Source organism: Pseudomonas sp. Tn43 (assembly GCF_014192635.1).
Lineage (GTDB): Bacteria > Pseudomonadota > Gammaproteobacteria > Pseudomonadales > Pseudomonadaceae > Aquipseudomonas.
Genome location: NZ_JACHYG010000005.1, coordinates 241496 through 262496, shown reverse-complemented (window position 1 = coordinate 262496; position 21001 = coordinate 241496). Strand labels below are relative to the sequence as shown.

The 21001-nt window shown below is 58.4% G+C and carries 16 protein-coding genes; 1 reads left to right on the top strand and 15 read right to left on the bottom strand.

What is annotated here, in order from left to right; translation table 11 throughout:
* Positions 1–6: 6 nt before the first annotated feature.
* The 3 genes from msbA to FHW68_RS15630 all read right to left on the bottom strand — a co-directional run bounded on the left by msbA (position 7) and on the right by FHW68_RS15630 (position 4227).
* The gene (msbA, locus tag FHW68_RS15640) at positions 7–1797 is read right to left on the bottom strand and encodes a lipid A export permease/ATP-binding protein MsbA (RefSeq protein WP_183681166.1); all 1791 of its coding nucleotides are present in this window, start codon (positions 1795–1797) and stop codon (positions 7–9) included.
* A gap of 100 nt (positions 1798–1897) precedes the next feature.
* Positions 1898–3109 (bottom strand): O-antigen ligase, encoded by a 1212-nt coding sequence (locus FHW68_RS15635; protein WP_183681165.1) that lies wholly within the window; start codon positions 3107–3109, stop codon positions 1898–1900.
* 5 nt (positions 3110–3114) lie between these two features.
* A complete protein-coding gene (locus FHW68_RS15630) occupies positions 3115–4227 on the bottom strand; it encodes a capsular biosynthesis protein (RefSeq protein WP_095634744.1) in 1113 nt (370 codons plus the stop codon).
* A 283-nt stretch (positions 4228–4510) separates the two neighbouring features.
* Between FHW68_RS15630 and FHW68_RS15625 the strand changes: the two genes are divergently transcribed.
* Complete coding sequence (locus FHW68_RS15625) at positions 4511–5143, top strand: toluene tolerance protein (protein WP_095634743.1); 633 nt, start codon at positions 4511–4513, stop codon at positions 5141–5143.
* A gap of 18 nt (positions 5144–5161) precedes the next feature.
* On the opposite strand, the gene FHW68_RS15620 is transcribed toward FHW68_RS15625, so the two are convergent.
* The 12 genes from FHW68_RS15620 to glnE all read right to left on the bottom strand — a co-directional run bounded on the left by FHW68_RS15620 (position 5162) and on the right by glnE (position 20791).
* Positions 5162–6421 (bottom strand): capsule biosynthesis protein, encoded by a 1260-nt coding sequence (locus tag FHW68_RS15620; RefSeq protein WP_095634742.1) that lies wholly within the window; start codon positions 6419–6421, stop codon positions 5162–5164.
* Positions 6422–6444: 23 nt separating this feature from the next.
* The gene (locus tag FHW68_RS15615) at positions 6445–7356 is read right to left on the bottom strand and encodes a glycosyltransferase family 2 protein (protein ID WP_177409354.1); all 912 of its coding nucleotides are present in this window, start codon (positions 7354–7356) and stop codon (positions 6445–6447) included.
* Positions 7343–9097: a carbamoyltransferase gene (locus tag FHW68_RS15610; protein WP_095634741.1), complete on the bottom strand. Its 1755-nt coding sequence runs from the start codon at positions 9095–9097 to the stop codon at positions 7343–7345. The genes FHW68_RS15615 and FHW68_RS15610 overlap by 14 nt, the downstream gene beginning before the upstream one ends.
* Positions 9098–9345: 248 nt before the next feature.
* A complete protein-coding gene (locus FHW68_RS15605; protein ID WP_095634740.1) occupies positions 9346–10209 on the bottom strand; it encodes a DUF3800 domain-containing protein in 864 nt (287 codons plus the stop codon).
* Positions 10210–10532: 323 nt separating this feature from the next.
* Complete coding sequence (locus FHW68_RS15600; protein ID WP_095634739.1) at positions 10533–11984, bottom strand: lipopolysaccharide kinase InaA family protein; 1452 nt, start codon at positions 11982–11984, stop codon at positions 10533–10535.
* Positions 11984–12736, bottom strand: coding sequence for a lipopolysaccharide kinase InaA family protein (locus FHW68_RS15595; protein WP_095634738.1), 753 nt, complete (start codon positions 12734–12736; stop codon positions 11984–11986). The genes FHW68_RS15600 and FHW68_RS15595 overlap by 1 nt, the downstream gene beginning before the upstream one ends.
* Positions 12733–13467 carry a lipopolysaccharide kinase InaA family protein gene (locus FHW68_RS15590; RefSeq protein WP_183681163.1) on the bottom strand — a complete coding sequence of 245 codons (735 nt, stop codon included), beginning with the start codon at positions 13465–13467 and terminating at the stop codon, positions 12733–12735. The genes FHW68_RS15595 and FHW68_RS15590 overlap by 4 nt, the downstream gene beginning before the upstream one ends.
* Entirely contained in the window at positions 13467–14273 is an 807-nt protein-coding gene (rfaP, locus tag FHW68_RS15585; protein WP_183681161.1) for a lipopolysaccharide core heptose(I) kinase RfaP, read from the bottom strand. The genes FHW68_RS15590 and rfaP overlap by 1 nt, the downstream gene beginning before the upstream one ends.
* Positions 14273–15394 carry a glycosyltransferase family 4 protein gene (locus tag FHW68_RS15580; protein WP_095634735.1) on the bottom strand — a complete coding sequence of 374 codons (1122 nt, stop codon included), beginning with the start codon at positions 15392–15394 and terminating at the stop codon, positions 14273–14275. Before FHW68_RS15580 ends, rfaP begins: the two co-directional genes overlap by 1 nt.
* Positions 15394–16455: a lipopolysaccharide heptosyltransferase I gene (gene waaC, locus FHW68_RS15575; RefSeq protein WP_095634734.1), complete on the bottom strand. Its 1062-nt coding sequence runs from the start codon at positions 16453–16455 to the stop codon at positions 15394–15396. Before waaC ends, FHW68_RS15580 begins: the two co-directional genes overlap by 1 nt.
* Position 16456: 1 nt before the next feature.
* Positions 16457–17491, bottom strand: coding sequence for a lipopolysaccharide heptosyltransferase II (gene waaF / locus FHW68_RS15570; RefSeq protein ID WP_095634733.1), 1035 nt, complete (start codon positions 17489–17491; stop codon positions 16457–16459).
* A gap of 360 nt (positions 17492–17851) precedes the next feature.
* Positions 17852–20791 (bottom strand): bifunctional [glutamate--ammonia ligase]-adenylyl-L-tyrosine phosphorylase/[glutamate--ammonia-ligase] adenylyltransferase, encoded by a 2940-nt coding sequence (gene glnE, locus FHW68_RS15565; protein ID WP_183681159.1) that lies wholly within the window; start codon positions 20789–20791, stop codon positions 17852–17854.
* Between the last annotated feature and the right edge of the window lie 210 nt (positions 20792–21001).

Here is a 21001-nt window from a genome sequence, read left to right as displayed (position 1 = left end):
TCAAAATCAAACGTGGGACTCCGTCATTGCCTCGTCAGTGCTTTCGACGAAATCCTTCTCGTGCAGGCGTGCATAAAGACCGTTCAACGCCAACAACTCGGCGTGAGTGCCGCGTTCGACGATGCGGCCCTGGTCCATCAGCAGGATCAGGTCAGCTTTCTCGATGGTCGACAAGCGGTGAGCGATCACCAGCGTAGTACGACCTTTCATTACTTGTTCCAGAGCCGCCTGAATATGGCGCTCGGATTCGGTGTCGAGGGCCGAGGTGGCCTCATCGAGTATCAGCAAGGGCGCATTCTTGAGCAGTGCCCGGGCGATCGCCAGACGCTGGCGTTGACCGCCGGAAAGCAGCACGCCATTTTCGCCTACCAAGGTGTCGTAGCCCTGTGGCATTTGCTCGATGAACTCGGCGGCATAGGCATCTTCGGCGGCCTTGCGCACGTCTTCGAACGGTGCGCCGGCGAGGTCGCCATAAGCGATGTTGTTGGTGACGCTGTCGTTGAACAGGGTGACTTGCTGGGTCACCAGGGCAATGTGCCGACGCAGATTGGTCAGCTTGTATTCCTCGACATCCACACCGTCGAGCAGGATCTGACCCTTGTCATGGTGATAGAAACGCGGAATCAGGTTGGCCAGGGTCGACTTGCCGCTGCCCGAACGCCCCACCAGAGCGACCATCTGGCCCTCTTCAGCGGTAAAGGAAATATCGTTGAGCACGACTTTGTCGGTGCCCGGGTACTGGAAGCTCAGGTTACGTACTTCCAGGCGACCACTGACGCGCGCCATCTCCTTGGTGCCCGTATCGACTTCCGGAACTTCGTCGAGCTGCTCGAAAATGCTCTCCGCACCGGCCAGCCCTTTCTGGATCGTGGCGCTGACTTCCGACAACTGACGAATCGGCTTGGGCAACAAACCGGCAGCGGTGATGTAGGCAACCAGTTCGCCGGCAGAGGCATCGCCGCGAAGGTAAAGCACCAGATACATCAACACAGCCATGCCGATGTAAATCACCAGTTGCAGCATTGGGGTATAGATCGATTGGGTGCGGGTCATGCCCAGGCTGCGGTTCATATTGTCGGCGCTAGCCTTGTGGAAACGCTCGATTTCGTAAGTCTCACCGCCAAAGCTGCGAACCACGCGATAGCCCTGGATCGTCTCCGAAGCCACATGGGTCACATCGCCCATCGCCACCTGGATTTTCTTGCTTTGCTTGCGGAATTTTTTGCTGGCGCTGCTCACCAGAATCGCGATGACCGGCAGGATTGCCAGCAATACCAAGGTCATTTTCCAGTTGCTGTACAGCAGGTAACCGAACAGGAACACCACCGTCAGGCCTTCACGGATCACCACTTTGATCGCATCGGTGGCGGCACCGGTAACCATGGTCACGTTATAGGTAATACGGGAAATCAGGTGGCCGGAGTTGTTGCTGTCGAAGTAACGGTTAGGCAGGGTCAACAGGTTGTCGAACAAGGCGCAACGCAAGTCGTGGACCACGCCACGGGCAACCTTGGCCAGATAATAGTTACCCAGAAATGAGCCAATACCCTGGTAAACGGCGATCAGCACAATCAATAACGGTACGCCGAGCACCAGCGAGACACCCATAAACTTGGTGTCATCGGGCTTTTGCAAGGCGTCGAGAAAATGTTTGAGCATGTCCGCCAGCATCGGCTGGCTGGATGCAAATAGCACGAAGCCGACAATACTGAGAGCGAAAGCCCCCCAGTACGGGAGCACGTATTTCAGCAACCGCAGGTAGATCTTCATGCTTGATTGCTGGTCGGAATTGGCCATTCGGCACGCCTCGTACGTTTGAAAAAGACAGACAACCTGTGGATTGTAACAGCGAACGAATTACAACATCGGCTCAGCCCGGATGAGGGGCCGAAACGCTTTAGCCCTTCGCTACCGGACCACGCGCATCAGGAGATGCAACACTCCAGACGAAATCCTTGTTTGCATTGCTCCCACGAGTGGCCAGCACGATACTCAAGGCAATCGGCAACCAGGTGATCAACCAGTCGGCATTGGGCTTGAGCCAGAGGCCAATGCCATCCGTCATCAGTGACGCTCCGGAAAACACCCAGAGAGCCAGCAATGCCTGCCCCAGTGGCTGCGCGCGCGAAATCCAGCCACGCCAGCCAGCTGTCAGCCACAACCAGCCGAACAGCAGCAGGCCAGGGGCGCCGAGACGCACACCGATATCCAGGAACAGATTGTGCGGATGTTTGAATGCCTGTCCGATTTCGGGGACAGGAATCAGGTACTGATGGAATCCCAACCCCATCGCCCAATGATCCAGCATCAATTGAACGCCGCCGCTCCATAGCTCGGGACGGAAAGAAACGCCGCGCTGCAAGAGAATTTCCGGCTTGAATACAGCAACGGACGCCAACCCCAGAACCACCAGAATAATCAGCCCGGCTCCCAGGCGCGACGGTCGCGCCACTCCCATCACGAAGAGACAGGCCAGCAAGCCGATCCACACACCACGGGTTTGGCTGAAACCCAGGAATAGCGCATACCCCAGCGCCGGAATCAGCACCAACATCATTACCCGGGGATTGAAGCGCTTGGTTTGCAGCGTGAATACGCCAAGGATCAGCAAGGCACCCACTGCATGCGCAGCCATGATTGCAGTGTCCCACAAGCCGATGGCGATCAGCCTGCCGCTCAAAGGTTGAGCGGACACTTCATAAAAGTAGACCCAGGAAGCCGCCGCAAAGAAACCGCCCATAATCGATGCGTACAACAACATCGACTCCAACCGCCATTTGCGGTTCTGTGCAGCCAGTAGCACGCCCAACAGGGTCAGGGCCACATAGAGCGTCACCTTGCTTTTGCCCAGGATATTATTGCCACCCTCAACCATCAGCACCAGTAACGTCCAGGCCACGAAGAACACAAAAAGGACGCACTCCGGTTGCTTGAGCATCATGCGAAAGTCCCGATGGAACAGCGCCAACAGGGCGGGCAGCCACAGCAGGAAAATCAGCATCTGGTGATACAGCTTGTTGTCCGGCAGTACCCACGCCCCACACAGCAGCACAAGAAAACCGATAGACGCCCACACTTCCAGGACTTCCTTAGCGAACAACTTCTTCATTCCTGTCAGCACTCGGCTTTTCCCAGCATTCGATTGGCGACCCGCTGCAACTGGGCCTTGTCGGCGTTCTTCCAGCCACCCTTGATGCAATAGTGCTCGGAGAGGTAGTGGAGAAAGTTACGCCTCAACCGCTCATCGAGTGGCCATTGCGGGAATGCACGCGCCAGTTCCATCACCTGCTCGGCGTTGTCGGCATGCATTACCAAACCCTCGATATTGAAAAACGCTTGGCCCAGGGTCAGCACGGGCTTACCCAAAAGCAGGCTTTCCAGGCCCACCGTCGAGTTCAGTGTGATCACAAACTGACTGGACTCGATCAACTGCTGAGTGGCGTTACCGTTGGCGAACAAAAGGCGATCGTGAGTACGCTCATGCAATTCAGGATACGTTTCGCGACTGGATGGATGCTCCTTGAACACCACTGTCAATCCAGTCTCTTTGGCCAAGCGCTCGCCCAAGGCGAACATCTCGCGCATGTTCTTGATCCAGGGAGAAAACAGCCGAACCTGGCTATCGCGATCATCCTGGAACGGAATAAAGACGAATTGCTCCGGAAGCACGATCGGAGCCGGGCCGCTGGTGCGAGGCTGACGCGGGATCAGCACCGGCACGGCCTGACTTTCAGGCACGGGATAAGGATAGTTGAGGTAAAAACCGGCCTCGCGCGGAACGGCATTCAGGTAGTTCACGCCCTGCGGATCAACGGTTGTGGTGTTGGGCAGCAAGCCGTTCTCGAAAAAGAAAGTCTTACAACCCGGCGGCGCCAAGGCCGTCAGCAATCGGCAGTAGCGGTGGGAACCATTCCAGAACACCAGCGCATCGGGGTGCTCGCGATCAAGCAATGCCTGAGCGCGGAGTGCCATCCAGATCAGCTCCAGACGTAACAGCAGACGATACAAGCGACCGTCGTTTTTATTCTTGACGCGTCGCTCTTCGCATTTTTCTTCGATCAGGCTCGGCCAGTCGATTCGCGAAAGCACTCTGGATGCATGCGACAACTTCGGCCAGGGCATCTGTGGCGGGGTAACGACTTTACCTTCTAGCTCGGTCTCATTGATTAACCGATTGAAATAGAGGCCTTGATGTTTGGCCAGGGAAATGAACAGCATTGTCGTCATAGGGTGTCCAAAAAATAGGCCGCATCCACCCGCCAAAGCGCAATATAACCACGTGCGACACGTCCGCAGACATCAACACCCTGTTATTCGCCCGTCCGCGTATAGAAGTATAAAACCAGAAATCAGAAGCAAGCACTCTGTGGTATTGCGCCAGGCAACCCCGTGAACGGGCAACTGCCTCTTAAAAAGTGAGGCGATTGTACCACAGCGGTTTTTTGCAGCATGCGCACTGCGGTAACATAGCCGGCTGTCCACCCCCATCAGGCCAAGCCTTGGAGCCTTGATGCAAACGCTCGACCATACTGCTTATCTCAACATGCGCGAGGGCGCCGACGTTCTCGAGGCCGATGGTAAAGGGGATAAAGTCTTGTGCCTGGCCGATGGCTCGATGCTCAAGCTGTTTCGCCGTAAACGCTTGCTGACCTCTGCGCTTTGGGCGCCTTACGCCCGGCGCTTTGCCGACAACTGCCAAGCACTGCACGAACGCAATATCGAATGCCCGACGGTTCGCCAGGTCTATCGCATCCCCAGCATCGAGCGCGATGCCGTGCATTACGACCCACTGCCCGGTCACACCCTGCGTCAGTTGCTGGGCACCGACAATAACGAATCCCTTCGGGCCCAACTGGGTGAGTTCATTGCACGCCTGCATGAGCACGGCATTTACTTTCGCTCCGCGCACTTGGGCAATGTCGTATTGACGCCTGAAAACACGCTGGGGCTGATTGATATTGCTGACCTGCGCACCTATCGAAAGCCGCTGCGCAAAGGCCTGCGTCTACGTAATTTCAAGCATATGTTGCGCTATCGCCAGGATCGCGAATGGCTACTCAAGGACAACCAGTTTCTTGAGCATTACCTGAATCACCAACGTGTGTGCAGTGGACAGGAACTGAGCCTGGCGCTCACCCCTTAAGCCTTTGAGCCGACCATGTCAGCCAGCGGCAGACAGCCTGAAAGTCTCGAAGTCACGCGCAGGGTCTGTACCTTGCAGCAAGCTATCGACCAGTTGAATGGTCTTTGCCAACCCCTGAGAACCGTATACCAGGTGGTAATCGGCAAAACGCCGGGCCTGGGCCACATGGCCCGGATAATCCTGCTCAAGCGCTTGCAACTGCCGGGAAAACTCGTGCTCATCGCGTACCTGGGGCCCAAAAAACACCGAGTGAGAGAAGATATCCACATCACTGCCCGCATTCACGTGGATGACCGGCCGGCCCGCCAGCCCTGCCTCGATACCGGCATTGGACATGATATTGACCACAACGCTGGCCTGCTCCAGAGCCTGCGCCAGTGAACACTTGCTATCCAGCAAGTCGACGTTGGCTAACTGTGCAGCGGCATCGCTCCAGAATTGCGCCTTGCTGCGCGGATGACGCTTGAACAGCACGCGATAATGCGGATGTTGCTCGGCCCAGGCGCGCAGTAACTGATAGGTGCGCTGATAGCCCGGTTCTTTTTCCCGATCAGGGCCAACACCCAGAATCAACAACGTGTGCAGAGCAGGATCGGCAACCGGTAAATCATAGGTTTCATCGGCGAGGTAAGAGCCAATCAACACCACCGTTGACTCACCGAATCGCAATGTTCTTTCTTGCAAGGCAACCAGCGAACTATGGCCAAAGACGCCGTAATAGTCGTAATCGTTCATCCCCAGTCGCCGTGAAGATTCCAGCGTCGTGGCATGGGCCAGCTGCAGCAATCGGCCACCCCGCGCAGCCAATGCCAAGCGCAGGAACGGCGCATGAAGACTACCGTTGCGTTCGTTGATCAGCACCTTGGGCGAATACGTCATCACCAACCATTGGGCATGGGCGGCGTATACAAGATAACGCAGCGGTACAGGCTGCGGCGGCGCCAGGAGCATGCGCCGGGCGCAGGCGTCCGATGGAGAACGCAGCGCGGCCTCCGTCAAGCGGTGGCCACGCTTGCGCAAACCCTCGATCAGAATATTCTTGCGTTGCAACGCCATGGACTTTGGCGCCGAATGCAATAACAGGACTTCACAAGGTTCAGCCACCACTGAACCACTCAAGCAGGCCTTGGCGCGCATCCCGACCGCCACATCCACCAGCACATCACGAATCAGGCGCAAAAGACTGCCACAGCGACCATGACGCTCGCGTAGCAGCTTCCAGCGATAACGATCCAGTTCACGCGCTTTTTGTGCCCAGCATCCCTCAGCCTGGAGCACACTTGCCTCAGACGGTGGCGTGCTCACTTGAATAACAACCGGATGGCCTTGCGGGTATAGGACCAGCGCGTCAGCGAGCGCAGATTGGCGCGCACGGCGCGGGCGTAAAAAGCCTTGGCGTTGACATAATCGCCGGCACTGTAGCAATCGCGGAACAACGACAGGCAGCGCTGAGCCAGGAAAGCCTGGCGCAGGTCCTGCAATTCTTGAGGCATTCGGGCCGAGGAAAATACTTCATCAACCATCCCCACGCCTGCGGCCAGGCTTTGCTTGAGGTCATGGCGCATGCTGTCGCCATGCTTGTAGATCAGCGCCAGCGGCTGATCGAGCACCGTGCACGGAAACCGCGCCAGCACCTGAGCGAACACCGGAATATCTTCAACGTTGCGCAAGTGCTCAGGATAGTTGCCCGGTGCAAACACTTCACGATGCATCGCGCAGGCGCCATTGGACAGCGATACCGTCTTGTCCAGCAAGTAGCCCCGCACACGCTGGCGCGGGGTAGCTGGCAAGGGTTTGACGGCATGCTGGACACGACGACCGTCGTCGAACACCGACCAGTGACCGCCAATGATCAAACGGCTGTCAGGATGGCTGGAGATATGCCGGGTCAACGCAGCCAGCGCACCAGGCGCCATCTCATCATCGGCATCGAGGAAGATCAGGTATTGCCCCCGGGCTTCCTCGATCCCGCGATTACGCACCGAAGACAAACCGCCATTGGGTTTGCGCAGGGCTCTAAAGCTTCCCGCATGCTCAGTCAGCAGCTGCTCCAGAACTTGTGGCGTCGCATCAGTGGAACCGTCATCGATCACCAGCAACTCGGCCTGGGCATCCCCCAACTGCGCCAACACCGAATTCACCGCACGCGGCAGGGTTTTGGCGTAGTTATAAGCAGGGATAACGATACTGATCAGCACGTCAGTCAACCGCATACTCGTTCGCACCTTCTTTGACCACCAGAATGTCTTCCATGATCAAATACTGCAGATCGGAACCGAAGAACATGTTCAACGCGTCGGTCGGCGAACAGATCATCGGCTCGCCACGACGGTTGAGCGAAGTATTCAGCGACACGCCGTTACCGGTCAGCACTTCCAGCGCCTTCATCATGTCGTAATAGCGCGGATTGTATTCGCGCTTGAGCACCTGAGCCCGGGATGTGCCATCTTCGTGGACGACTTCCGGCACGCGGGTTTTCCATTCTTCAGCCACTTCGAAAGTGAAGGTCATGAACGGCGCCGGGTGATCGATCTTGATCATCTGTGGCGCAACAGTGTCGAGCATCGACGGGCAGAAAGGCCTCCAGCGCTCGCGGAACTTGATCTGGTGGTTGATGCGGTCAGCCACGCCGGTCGCGCTCGGGCAACCGATGATCGAACGACCGCCCAAGGCGCGCGGACCGAACTCCATGCGACCCTGGAACCAGGCCACCGGGTTGCCGTCGACCATGATCTTGGCGATCTGCTCCGGCATGTTCTCAAGCTTGCGCCATGCAGGCTTGTTCGGGTGACGGGCACAGGCCGCGAGCACGTCTTCGTTGCTGTAGGACGGGCCGAGGTAGACGTGTTCCATCTTCTCGACCGGCACCCCACGGGCATGGGACACGTAAGCCGCCGCGCCGACCGCAGTACCGGCATCGCCGGACGCAGGCTGAACGAACAACTCCTTGATGTCGTCTCGGGCAATGATTTTCTGGTTCAACTTGACGTTCAACGCACAGCCACCGGCGAAAGCCAGTTTGCCGGTTTCCTTGAGCACATCGCCCAGGTAGTGGTCGATCATCTGCAGCGCCAGTTTCTCGAACAGCGCTTGCATGCTCGCGGCGTAGTGGATGTAAGGTTCATCGGCGATGTCGCCTTCGCGCTTGGGACCCAGCCACTCGATCAGCTTTGGCGAAAAATAGAAACCCTTGCCCTTCTCTTTATGGCGACGCAGGCCGATGACGTTGGCGTAATCCGTGTTGATCACCAGTTCGCCATTTTCGAACGAGGCCAGACGGGAGAAATCGTATTTGCTCGCGTCGCCGTACGGCGCCATGCCCATGACCTTGAACTCACCGTCGAGCATCTCGAAACCGAGGAACTCGGTGATCGCGCCGTACAGGCCGCCGAGGGAGTCAGGATCGAAGAATTCCTTGATCTTGTGGATCTTGCCGTTTTCGCCGTAACCGAAGAAGGTCGTGGCGTACTCACCCTTGCCGTCGATCCCCAGGATCGCGGTTTTCTCCTTGAAGCCGGAGCAGTGGTAAGCGCTGGAGGCGTGGGCCAGGTGATGTTCGACCGGTTCGATCTTGATTTTCTTCGGATCGAAACCCAGTTGCTCGAGGCACCAGACGATCTTGTTGCGATAGCGCTTGTAGCGACGATTGCCCATCAGGATTGCGTCGAGGGCGCGGTCCGGGGCGTACCAGTAACGCTTGGCATAGTGCCAGCGAGCCTTGCCGAACAGGCTGATGGGGGCGAATGGAATCGCTACCACATCAACGTCGGACGGCTTGATGCCTGCTTGTTCGAGACAGAACTTCGCCGATTCGTAAGGCATGCGGTTCTTTGCATGTTTATCGCGCACGAAGCGCTCTTCTTCTGCCGCCGCGACCAGCTTGCCGTCGATATACAGGGCTGCGGAAGGATCATGGCTAAGGGCGCCGGACAGGCCAAGAATCGTCAATGCCACAGGGGTCTAGCCTCTTAAGTCTGCGTGCAGGCGCAATGCGCCTCAAAAATTAATGTGCCCTCGCAAGGGGCGAGAGTCAGCTAAAGGGCGGGATTATAGCTTAAAAGCGGTGGCAAGCCTCTAGCGAGAAGTGGCGAGCCGGCGCGTTGACAGATTAAGGACCTCGACATAGACTCCTGCGCAAATGGACTGGGGGATCCCGGTCGGCGTTGTGGCCTCGGTGAGTTTCACCGGGGCTTTTCGCTTTCTCAGAGAGGGAAAATCTTTAAACCCCAGTTCTCGAAACCCTCCCCCACATTGTTACGCCCACCACTGCAGTAGAACTTGCGCTTGAGTACATCAAAGGCACGATTTTCTTGCCCAGACCGCAAAACGCTCATACCAATGGGTCTTGCAACAAGATCCGCTAGTTGTAACCCCGTAGAATTCGCTTGCTTGGTTGCAAAGACAATATCGAACGGCAACTGAATGCCCAATCGATTCGCGCCATCGCACATGCGACGAAACTCCAGTTCAAGCTCGTTATCCTCCCGCTTCCCTCGACGCTCGAAAATCACATGAGTTAAAACGCTCTGTTGATTTTTTTCTTGTAAGTACTCATAAAGCGTTTCCAGACAGAAACCGAGTGCGACGTGATAAGGATTGTGGACAGGACCTTGTTTTTCGCGAAGGGCAGCTTTGTCGATAACACAACTGATCAGAACGAAATTGCTGGCTTCAATGATGCCCGTCAACTCGTCAAGAAAGGCATGTTTGTGATGCCTCGACGTGAATAGACTGGAGAATGCTCCCTTTTCTTTTCGAATTTCCAATTCATGCAGACCGATCAGGTCATGCCCCATATGATTAAATTTAAACTTCTGAAGGGCAGGAATAACCTTTTCGCAATAATGCCCTTTATGAAACACACAAAATGCCAGAACAAACATTGGATAGTTTGGATCTAATGTTTGCATCCCATGATCGCCGCTCTCATCTACATAGATTATGAAATCGCTGTACCTTCCGAGCGGAGGTAACAGCTTTTTCGCCTCAACATCAGTTTCAGCGTCGCTTTCGTTTTCGCTTTCAAAAAGAACAAGCTGTTGAGAGTGCAAAATCGAGGTCGACACGAGCTATTCACCCTTTAGGGATGGACTGGCATAGGTTTTTTGTTTTCTGAGGCCACGGGTGGCCTCCTCGTCACCCCGCAGCACTGTGACGGCAGTTCCAAAGCCGAATAGCGCCAGTGAGAAAGTACTCGGCAACATAGCCATTTTTTTCGTCAATATCTGCCCCCCGAGAACGTCAGGCAAACTAGCATCGCGGCTATTCAGGGCACAATTCACGGGATCTGTAGATCATGTAGGACGGTTCATAAGAACTTGTCCTCTAGATCTCGGCAGACTGATCTGTCGCCATCGCGGGCTTGCCCGCGACGGGTCAAAGACCCGACTCAAGTAGCGCTGGAAATGTCTTTGGGCAAACGCTGATCAATCACTTGGTACAGCGCACTGTTTTCAGGCCAATTGCGCATGAACCGCGCCCGATCCCGCGCATACGCCGCAGCAAAGCTACTGAGCGAGTTATGCTGACACATCGAATCCAGGTCGATCAGCGCCCAGCGATCCTGCTGCCAGAACAGGTTATGGCCCTTGAAATCGCCATGGCTGATGCGCTCGCGAATCAGTTCGGCGAACAGGTGATCCAGAGCCTGAAGCTCGGCTTGCGGCGCTTCGCCGCTCTCCACGTATGGCGCAAACCGCTCGATGATGTCCGGTCCAGGCAAATACTCGGTCACCAGATACGCCCGACCGCGCAACCACAGAAAACGCTTCTCCCACAACGCCAGTGGCTTGGGCGTGGCGATGCCCAGGAATGCCAGGCGATTGCCTTCACGCCATGAATGCCAGGCGCGGCTCGGGCGCCAGAAACGTTTGAGCCAATGGGCAAAGCCCTTGATGTTGTAGCGTTTGACCAGCAATGTGCGACCCGCCACTTCGACCTTGCCGACGCTCGCGGCGCCGCCGGTCTTGTACAGATGGCCTTGATCGAGCAAGGCATCGGCCTGCTCCAGCACCGGCAACATCGCCGCCTCTTCTTCACGGCGAATCGCCCGCAAGCCAAACGCCCCGCGCTGGACGCAGAACAGCGTGCATTCGCGGCCGACCTTGATCAGGAAATCCTTCAAACGCCAGCGACGGACCTTGTCGATCTGCTTCTGCAGCGCTTCCATGGGCAAGGCATGCTCGCCGTTTGCCAACAAGTAATACACCAGCAACTCTTCGGTAAAAGGCTCCAGTGACTTGGGCAACTGAGCGAAAAATACCCCGAGATTTTCCAGGACTTTGTGTTGCGACAGTGGCTTGCCAGGCGTCTCGGCACAGATGCCGGCGCCATCGATCAAATACAACTGACCGCCATGGCGCAGCAAGTTGTCCAGATGCAAATCTTCCTGCCACAACCCCTTGCTGTGCAGATGCGCGATCGCCCCCAGCGCCTCGGCCAGCACGGCTGATTGTTCATCCGCCAGCACTGGCAAGTGTTCGACCTGTTTCCAGGCATCCCCCAGGCTCTCGGCGCCCTCAAGGAAATCGAACAGCAGCCAGCCGCCCTCGCCGTGCTTCAGGCCATCAGCCAATAACAATGGCGTGGTCAATCCCTGGCCGGCAAGCAAACGCACGCCGTCCAGTTCACGCTGAAAATGCCGTGCCGCTTTATTGCCGACCAGCAACTTGGCCAGCACCGGCCGGCCGCGCCATATGCCGGCACCCACATAGCGCTGCCCGGGCAACACCCGCAGCAGGCTTAGCAATTGCAACTCTGCAACCCCTGCGGCATCGGCCAGTGGAATGCTTAGAGGCAGGCTCGGGCTGCGGCCCGCGTGTTTCAGTTCGGACAAACGCATCAGCGCGCCTCCTTGTGACTGCGCCGCGCACTCAGGCGCGATACCCAACTGTCCACCAGCGAACTGTTCAAGGGCTGATCCAGATAAGCCGCCAACAACTCGCGCAGCTGACTTTCGCTCCATTCCGACGCCCGACGCAGCAACGGCTCCAGGTCCTTGACCCGATCACGTTGGCCAAACAGCAATGGCCGGGTTTTTTCCAGATCGATCAACTGAGCCTGGTAACCGTCACCGGTGGCCTGGAGAAAAATATGCTTGGGATAGAAGCATCCATGCAGTTGACGCATCTCATGCAGGCGACGCGCCAGTTGCCCACAGGCTTTCAGAATTGCCGTGCGCTGTGCCGCGCTCAGGTCGGACCAGCGCTGCAACAGTGAATCCAGATCATCCCAACCGTCCAGCGCACGGGTCAGCAGAATCGCCCGGACTTCGCCGCCGACTTTGCGCTCACCGAAGAACGCCGCCTGCAACGCCGGAATACCCAGTTTCTGATAACGCCTGATGGTGCGAAACTCACGGGCAAAACTTGGCTCGCCAAAGGGAGAATGCAATGTACGCGTCAGGTAATTGCACTGGCGCTTGAGGTAGTAACCATGACCTTCCAGCTCTAGCCGAAATACACTGCTCCAGCCACCACCGACGGTATTGGGCTCATCCACCGCCTCGAGCTGTTTGGCCCAGAGTGCGTCGAAGGTGCCAAGGCCATGACGCTCAAGCAGCGCACGGTCTTCAGCAGCCAGGAAATCAGTCATTCGCGTCCCTCGAAAAATCTCACCACGTGCCTGATCCGTTGCTTGTCGGCGGCATCGAGCCGGGTACTTTGGCGGTATTGCAGATAGAAGCGCAGACGCTGGGTGGCGGACAGATGATATTTGGCCACCTTGTCCAGACACGCCAGGTCTTTGGTGATCCGGTACTTGAGCCAGAAGCCGCGCCAGAAGTCACCGTTGGGGCAATCGATCAGAAACAGCCGCGCCTCATCGTCGATCAGCAGGTTGCGCCATTTCAAATCATTGTGGGTGAAACGATGATGGTGCATGGTCCGGGTATAGCCCGCCAGCTGCCGGCTGATGCTATCCACCCAGGCGCAGTCCGCCAGTTTCGGGTCATGTCGGTCAGCCAGGGCCGATAGAGCTTCGGTATTTGGCAGTTCGCGGGTGATCATCGCCCCACGGTTGTATGCCACGCCGCGTCGCTCCAGTCCCCAGGCCACTACTTCGGCGGTGGGAATACCCCATTTGGCAAAACGCTTGAGGTTCTGCCACTCGGCCTTCACCCGTGGTTTACCCAGGTAACGGCGCAGGCCTTTGCCAGCGCCGACGTAACGCTTGACGTAATAGTTGACGCCATTGCGCTGGACGCGAATGACCTCGGACAGCGGATCGCGGGTCAGTCGCTCGCCCTTGAGCGCGAACACCGCGTCAAGATTGCCGAAGTCTTCTGCCAGATCGCTGTAAGCAGGTTCCAGGGTCCAACCCGACATCAGAGCGCATCCCCATACCGCTGTTTACGCTCATAGAGCTTGCCGGCCTTGCCCTCGAGCCATGCCAGCAATTGTGCTTCTTCAGCCAGGATCTGGCGTAATGGCTGCTGGAAGTAACCCTTGAGGAAACGCAGTTTGTCGCGACGGGTCAGGCCAATGTCGAGCGCCGAAAAATACAGCGCCGCCAGGTCCTTGTCACGCCAGCGTCGGGTAATCGTCGGACGCGTCTGGGCACGGTGCAGATCGATCACCGACAGCTTGAAGTCATCGGCTGTCACGGGTTTATCGGTGTGCAGCAGGAAGTGACAGAGGTAGCAGTCGCGGTGGTTAACCCCGGCGCGGTGCATCATGCCGGTCATGCGCGCGACTTCGGCGATCAAGGCGCGCTTGAGTTTTGGCTCGGGTGGTTGCTTGACCCAGTCGATGCTGAAATCTTCGAGGCTGACAGTGGGCGCCAGCTCTTGCGTGACGATGAACGAATGCTGGTCTGCCGGATTGCTGCCTTTTTCGCCGTAAGCGACAGCGGTCATGGTCGGCACGCCGACTTCTTGCAGGCGCTGAATGGCCTTCCATTCCTGGCCTGCGCCAAGCACTGGCAGTTTGGCGGTCAGCAGGTTTTTGAAAATCTCGCCCCAGCCGATGCCACGGTGGATTTTCACGAAGAACCCGTGACCGTCCACTTCGGTACGCAGTGTCCGGCGCGCTTCAAGCTCGCGGTATACCTCGCCCTTGAGGCCCTCGACTTCGGCGAACGGATCGCGCCCGGCCCAGAGGCTCTTGAACGGTTCAGCCAGCATCAACTTCATTAAGCGTGCTCCGCCAGAATCACATCGGCCGCGTGCTGCGGCATACTGTAGAGGTCGGCCGTCTCGGCGAAAGCCAGCCCGTTGCGGCTCCAGGCCGCCCGTGCATTTGCGTCATTCAACATGCCGGTCAGGTATTGGGTCAGTTGTGCTTGCTCGAAGGGTTCGTCCAGCACCAGGCCGGCATCGGCCTCGGCGATGTAATGGGCATAGCCGCACACCGCGCTCACCAGCACCGGCAAGCCGGCGACCACCGCTTCAAGCAGCACCGTCCCGGTGTTTTCGTTGTACGCCGGATGGATCAACAGATCGGCACCGAGCAGGAAACGCGGGATATCGCTGCGGCCCTTGAGGAACTGCACGTTGTCGCCGAGCCCCAGTGTGGTGCTCTGCAACTGGAATACTTTGGGGTCGTCCTGGCCGATTACAAACAGTCGGGTACGCTTTTTCAGCTCGACGGGCAAGGCGGCCAGCGCCTTGAGGCTGCGGTCCACGCCTTTGGTCTTGAACCCGGAGCCGATTTGCACCAGCAGCAGTTCATCCTCTTTCAGGTTGAACTCGCGACGAAACCCCGCACGGATCTCGGCGGCATTGGCCGGTGCGCGACGGTCCAGAGCAATACCCGGCGGCAGTAAATGGAAACGCGCAAGCGGCGTGTCGTAATGTTTGACGAACAGCGGCTGCTGGACTTCGGAAATCATCAGCACTTCGGTTTTGGCGTCCTTGGCGAACACCGCGCGCTCATACTCGGCGAAGTGCCGGTAGCGGCCCCAGCGACGGTACAGCGAATTGCGCAGGTTTTGCGCTTTGTCCTCGAAGCAGCCGTCGGCGGCGTAGTAGACATCCAGGCCCGGCATTTTGTTGAAACCGATCAGGCGGTCCACCGGACGCCTGGCCAGATCGGCCTCCATCCACTCGGTGAGTTTTTCGTTGCGCCGATGATTGAAGAACGCCTTGACCGGCGCCACCAGCACTTCGAAACCAGGAGGAATGTCGCCCTCCCAGATCAGCGTATAGACACGAATCTGATGGCCACGTTGCTGACACTCCAGGGCGATGCGCATGAAGTCGCGCTGCAAGCCCCCGAACGGAAAATATTTGTACAAGACAAATGCCAATTGCATCAGCGCAGCTCCTCAGCCAGTAACAACGTGCTCAGTCGGCTCGCGACACGCTCGGGATTCAGACGCGTGAAGCACAGGGGCCATTCGCGTTTCAGGTCGAACCGACGGGCATCGTCGGCCGTCGGTTGATAGGTGCATTTCTTTTGCAGGCACGGTGCGCAGGGGAAGTCGCTGGCGATGTGAATCTGCGCCTTGCCGTACGCGCCGGTCAGGCCCGGATTGGTCGGGCCGAACAGCGACAGGGTCGGCACGTCCAGCGCCGCCGCGAGGTGACCCAGACCGGTGTCCACCGCGACGCAGGCTTGCGCTCCGGCCAAAACTTTGCCCACCCCCGCCAGGTTCAGTTTGGGCAGTACTTCGACGTGCCGCATGTCTTTGGCGATGCGCTCGGCGCGGGCCTTTTCGACCGGATTACCCCACGGCAGCTTGACCGCTACGCCAAGGTAACCCACACGCTCGGCCAACTCGCGCCAATAGGCTTCGGGCCAGTGCTTGGTGTCCCAGGTGGTGCCATGGAGAAACACCACATACGGATTCTTGCGCGGCAATTCCACCAGTCGTTCGACGTTCAGGCCATAGTCGCCCAGTCCCTTAGGCAGATCGTAACCAAGTGCCACCGCGAACAGCTGGCGCACTCGCTCTACCGCGTGCTGCCCACGGGCCACGGCCAGACGTCGGGAATAGAAGCGCGCGGCGATCGGTTCGCGGGCCGAGTTTTTGTCCAGCCCGGCCACTGGCGCTTTGGCGTAGCGAGTCAGCAACGCGCTTTTCAACAAGCCCTGGGCATCGATCACCAAGTCATATTGGGTTGCGCGAATGCTTTGCTTGAAGCGCTTCCACTCGCCACTCTTGATGGTCTGCCAGATATTCTTGCGCCAGCGACGGATCGCCACGGGAATCACCTTGCCCACGGCCGGGTGCCAGGTCGGAATCTCGGCGAAGCCTTCTTCCACCACCCAGTCGAACGTGATGCCGGGGATCGCCCGCGCCGCGTCGGTCAACGCTGGCAACGCGTGAATCACATCGCCCAGCGAAGAAGTCTTGATCAACAGTACCCGCAAACTATTTGACCTCGACCACAGTGCCCAGCAACCGCTGCAAGGCTTCGTTCACCGCTTTGGGCATGAGTTGGCGCAAGCAATTGTAATGACCGAAACGGCAGGTGCGATCGAAGCACGGACTGCATTCGATGCCCAGGCGCACGATCTCGACGTGCTCGGCCAACGGTGGCGTGAAACCCGGCGAAGTCGAGCCGTACACCGCCACCAGCGGGCGGTTCAGCGCTGCAGCCACGTGCATCAGGCCGGAGTCGTTGGAGACCACCGCATCAGCGCAAGACAACAGATCGATGGCCTCGGCCAAAGACGTGCCACCACTGAGGTTCACCGATTCTTCACGAAGACCGGGAATCAGCCGCGCGCGGATGTCTTCGCCCACCGCGTGATCGTTTTTCGAACCGAACAGCCAGACCTGCCAGCCTTCCCGGATCTTCGCTTCGGCGACCTTGGCATAGTGCTCGGACGGCCAGCGCTTGGACTCGCCAAACTCGGCACCGGGACACAGCGCCAACACCGGACGGTCGAGAGCCAGACCGAACTTGGCCAGTGCACCGTCGCGGGTCACCGGGTCGATCCGCAGGCTCGGCCGTGGATACGGTTTCGGCAACTCGACACCAGGCTCGAAGGCCAGGGCCATGAAGCGCTCGATCATCAGCGGATAATGTTCTTTGTCGAGCGTGCGCACGTCATTGAGCAGGCCGTAGCGCAACTCGCCACGCCAGCCGGTGCGTTTCGGGATACCGGCGAAAAATGGCACCAGCGCCGACTTCAGGGAGTTGGGTAGCAGGATGGCCTGGTCGTACTGGCCGGCCAGGGATTTACCAATGCGCCGACGCGTCGCCAGTTCCAGCACGCCGTGGCCGAGCGGGAAGCTCAAGGCCTGGCGTACTTCAGGCATACGTTCGAGAATCGGTCGGCTCCACTCGGGGGCCAGCACGTCGATTTCGCATTGCGGGTGGCGTTGTTTGAGACACTGAAAAAGTGTCTGCGCCATCACCATGTCACCGACCCAACTGGGCCCAACGATCAGAATTTTCATGTGGTTTCCAAAAACGAGCCGGGGAGGCATACGCCTCCCCGCCTCGAGAATCCAGCACCTTCGGGGGTGAACCGTCAGGTCATTTGGACGAGCCGATTGGGGCTCGTCGGATCAATTTTGTGCACATCCAGTGCGGTACAGCTTAGCCAGCAAATCTTTCGGGCTGACTGTTAATGTGGCGAGGGGGCTTGCCCCCGTTGGAGTGCGGAGCACTCCCAAAATCTTCGACCACTTACACCTACTATCGAGTGTACCGCTCTGCGACTGCTTCGCAGTCGAACGGGGGCAAGCCCCCTCGCCACAGCAAGCTCCCACAGCAAGCTCCCTTGCCACAAAAGCCCTCATCCACAATTTCGTTGCTCAGCTTAACCCCAGCTCGCGCCAGATTCGCATGACCTGGCGTCGTTCATCCACGAACTGATCGCCGGGTATGACGCCGGAGTCCTTCTGCAAGGCTTCCCGGTGAGCGGCGGAGCGGTAGGCCTTATAGGCTTCACGCAACAGGCTGGCGTCTTCGGCGGGCATCAGCCCGACCTCCTCCAACCCTTCCAGAATGCGGATATTGTCGGTATAGCGCAGCAATGACGGATGCGTCTCAGACCATGCCAGAGCCGCGTATTGCACCATAAATTCAATATCGACGATACCTCCGGCATCCTGCTTGAGATCGAACGGCGCCGTGGCCTCGAAGGCATTTGCCGCCATACCCGCCGCCGTGCTCTTGCTGCCAAGGTTATCGCGCATCTTGGCGCGCATCTCGCTGACCTCCTGGCGCAAGGTCGGCAAGTCCCGCGGCTTGGCCAATACCGCCGCGCGAACCTTCTCGAATGCCTGGCCAACATCCTGACTGCCCACCAGCACCCGCGCCCGTACCAGCGCCTGGTGCTCCCAGGTCCAGGCTTCGTTCTCCTGATACCGGGCAAACGCCCCCAGGGAACTTACCAGCAAACCGGAGGCACCGGACGGCCGCAGGCGCATGTCCACTTCATACAGCTGACCGGAGTTGGTCTGCGCCGTCAGCAAATGAATGATGCGCTGCCCGAGCCGGGTAAAAAACTGTGCGCCATCGATAGGCTTCGGCCCATCGGTTTCGGCCTGCGGATCGCCGTCGTGGATGAACACCAGATCCAGGTCCGAACTATGCCCCAGCTCCAGACCGCCGACTTTCCCGTAACCGACAATAATGAAACCAGGGTCGCACAAGCTGCCGTCAGTGCGCAGCGGCGTACCGTACTTGGCCACGGTCTGGCGCCAGGCCAGGGCCAGCACTTGTTCGAGGATCGCTTCGGCAAGCCAGGTCAGGTAATCACTGACTTTCATCAAGGGCAGGCTGCCGGCGATTTCCGAGGCCGCGACGCGCAAGCGGTGCGCCAGTTTGAAATGTCGCAGGGCTTCCATTTGTTGTTCGAGATCGTCTTCGGGAATCCGCGTCAGACGCTCGCGCAATTCGGCGGCTAATTCCGGCGCCAGTGGCGGCTTGAACAACCGGCCTTCGTTAAGCAATTCGTCGAGCAGCAGCGGGAAGCGCGTGATCTGCTCGGCAATCCACGGACTCGCGGCGCACAGCGTCAGCAAGCGGCGCAGGGCTCCGGGGTTCTCGGTCAACAACACCAGATAGGCGGAACGACGCGCCACGGCCTCCACCAGTGGCAGCACCCGCTCCAGCACCAGATCAGGATTGGCATGTTCCACCGCCTGAGCCAGCAAGCGCGGAATAAAAGCGTCGAGGCGCTCGCGCCCCAGACGCTGCATGGCGCGTAATTGCGGGCTGCCGCGCAGACTGGCCAAGGCTTTCAGCGCCTTGGGGGCATCGGCAAAACCGCCCTCCTCCAGCTGACGGCACGCGGCTTCCTCGTCTTGGGCCTCTTCCCACAGCGGCAGCCATTCGCCGCCGACCACCACTTCACTCTCGGCACCGTGCTCTTCATCAGGATCGGCAATCACCTGAGCAAAGTGCCAGGCCACTCGGCCACGCCAGTACATCAGCTGTTCGTGGAACGCCGTCCAGTTGGCAAACCCGAGCATAAAGGCAATGCGCGCCTTGTCCTGTTCGCTATCCGGGAGCATCTGGGTCTGGCGGTCGGCAATTGCCTGGATCGCATGCTCGGTGTAACGCAGAAATTCGTAGGCTTCGCGCAACTCGCTGACCACCGCTGGCGGCAGGTAACCCTGACCTTCGAGGGTGCTCAGTACTTTTAATAGAGGACGCTGCTGCAGGCTCAGGTCGCGGCCACCGTGAATCAGCTGGAAGGCCTGGGCGATGAATTCGACTTCACGAATGCCGCCGGAACCCAGCTTGATGTTGTCGGCCATGCCCTTGCGCCGAACTTCCTGCTGGATCAACTGCTTCATGGTGCGCAGCGCTTCGATGGCCGAGAAGTCCAGGTAGCGCCGGTAAACGAACGGACGCAGCATCTCTTGCAATTGCGCCCCTGCCACCTGATCACCGGCCACCACGCGTGATTTGATCATCGCGTAGCGTTCCCAGTCGCGGCCCTGATCCTGGTAATACTGTTCCAGCGCATTGAAGCTCAACACCAAAGCGCCGGACGAACCATACGGCCGCAAACGCATGTCGACGCGGAACACGAAACCGTCGACGGTCATCGGGTCCAGGGCTTTGATCAGACGCTGGCCGAGACGAATGAAAAATTCCTGGTTATCCAGCGACCGCTTCACACCGACGGTTTCACCGCCCTCGGGGTAGGCGAAGATCAGGTCGATGTCCGATGACAGGTTCAGCTCCACGGCGCCGAGCTTGCCCATGCCAAGGATGACCATCTGCTGCGGCTCGCCGCTGCGCCGCCCGGTAGGCGTGCCGAATTGCTGGCAATGGCGCTGATACAACCACTGATAGGCCTGATCGATACTGGCATCGGCCATGTCCGAGAGGTCGCGGCAGGTCTGGATCAGATCAGCCTGGCGGGTGAGGTCGCGCCAGATGATCCGCACTTGCTGGCGTGCGCGTTGGCGACGCAAGGCGCGGCCAAGCTGCTCGTCGGTTTCGGCAGTACTCACCGCCGTCGCAATCTGTGCGCACAACTCGCCGGGCGCAAAGACACGGTCCAGCTCCCCGGACTGCACCAGTTCCAGCAACATCAATGGGTCACGCAGACTCTGCTCGATGACAAAGTCGCTGGCCGCGGTAACGCGGGCGAATTGCGCCCAGCGTTCAGGCGTCCAGGCCGACAGGCCATGATCGTCGGGAAAAAGCGTGACGGCCGTACGGAACGACTGCTCGGCACGGGTGACAAAAGGCAGAAGTCCGCCGGGCAGTTCGGCAAGCGAAGGGAGGCTCATGGTCTATCCTTGATCGGCGTGCGAGGGGCTGCATGTAGTGATTCTTGAAAATGCGCTACCTGACTGACTGTCGAACAAAGGTTAGAAATAGCTGAAATTTGTTTATTTTTGGCAGCGATCATCAAGCCTTCACCTTTTTTGGTTGGCAAAAGACCAACCTTAACGATTATTCTCACAACGCAGCCGGAGGCCACAAGCCGATCTTCTGTA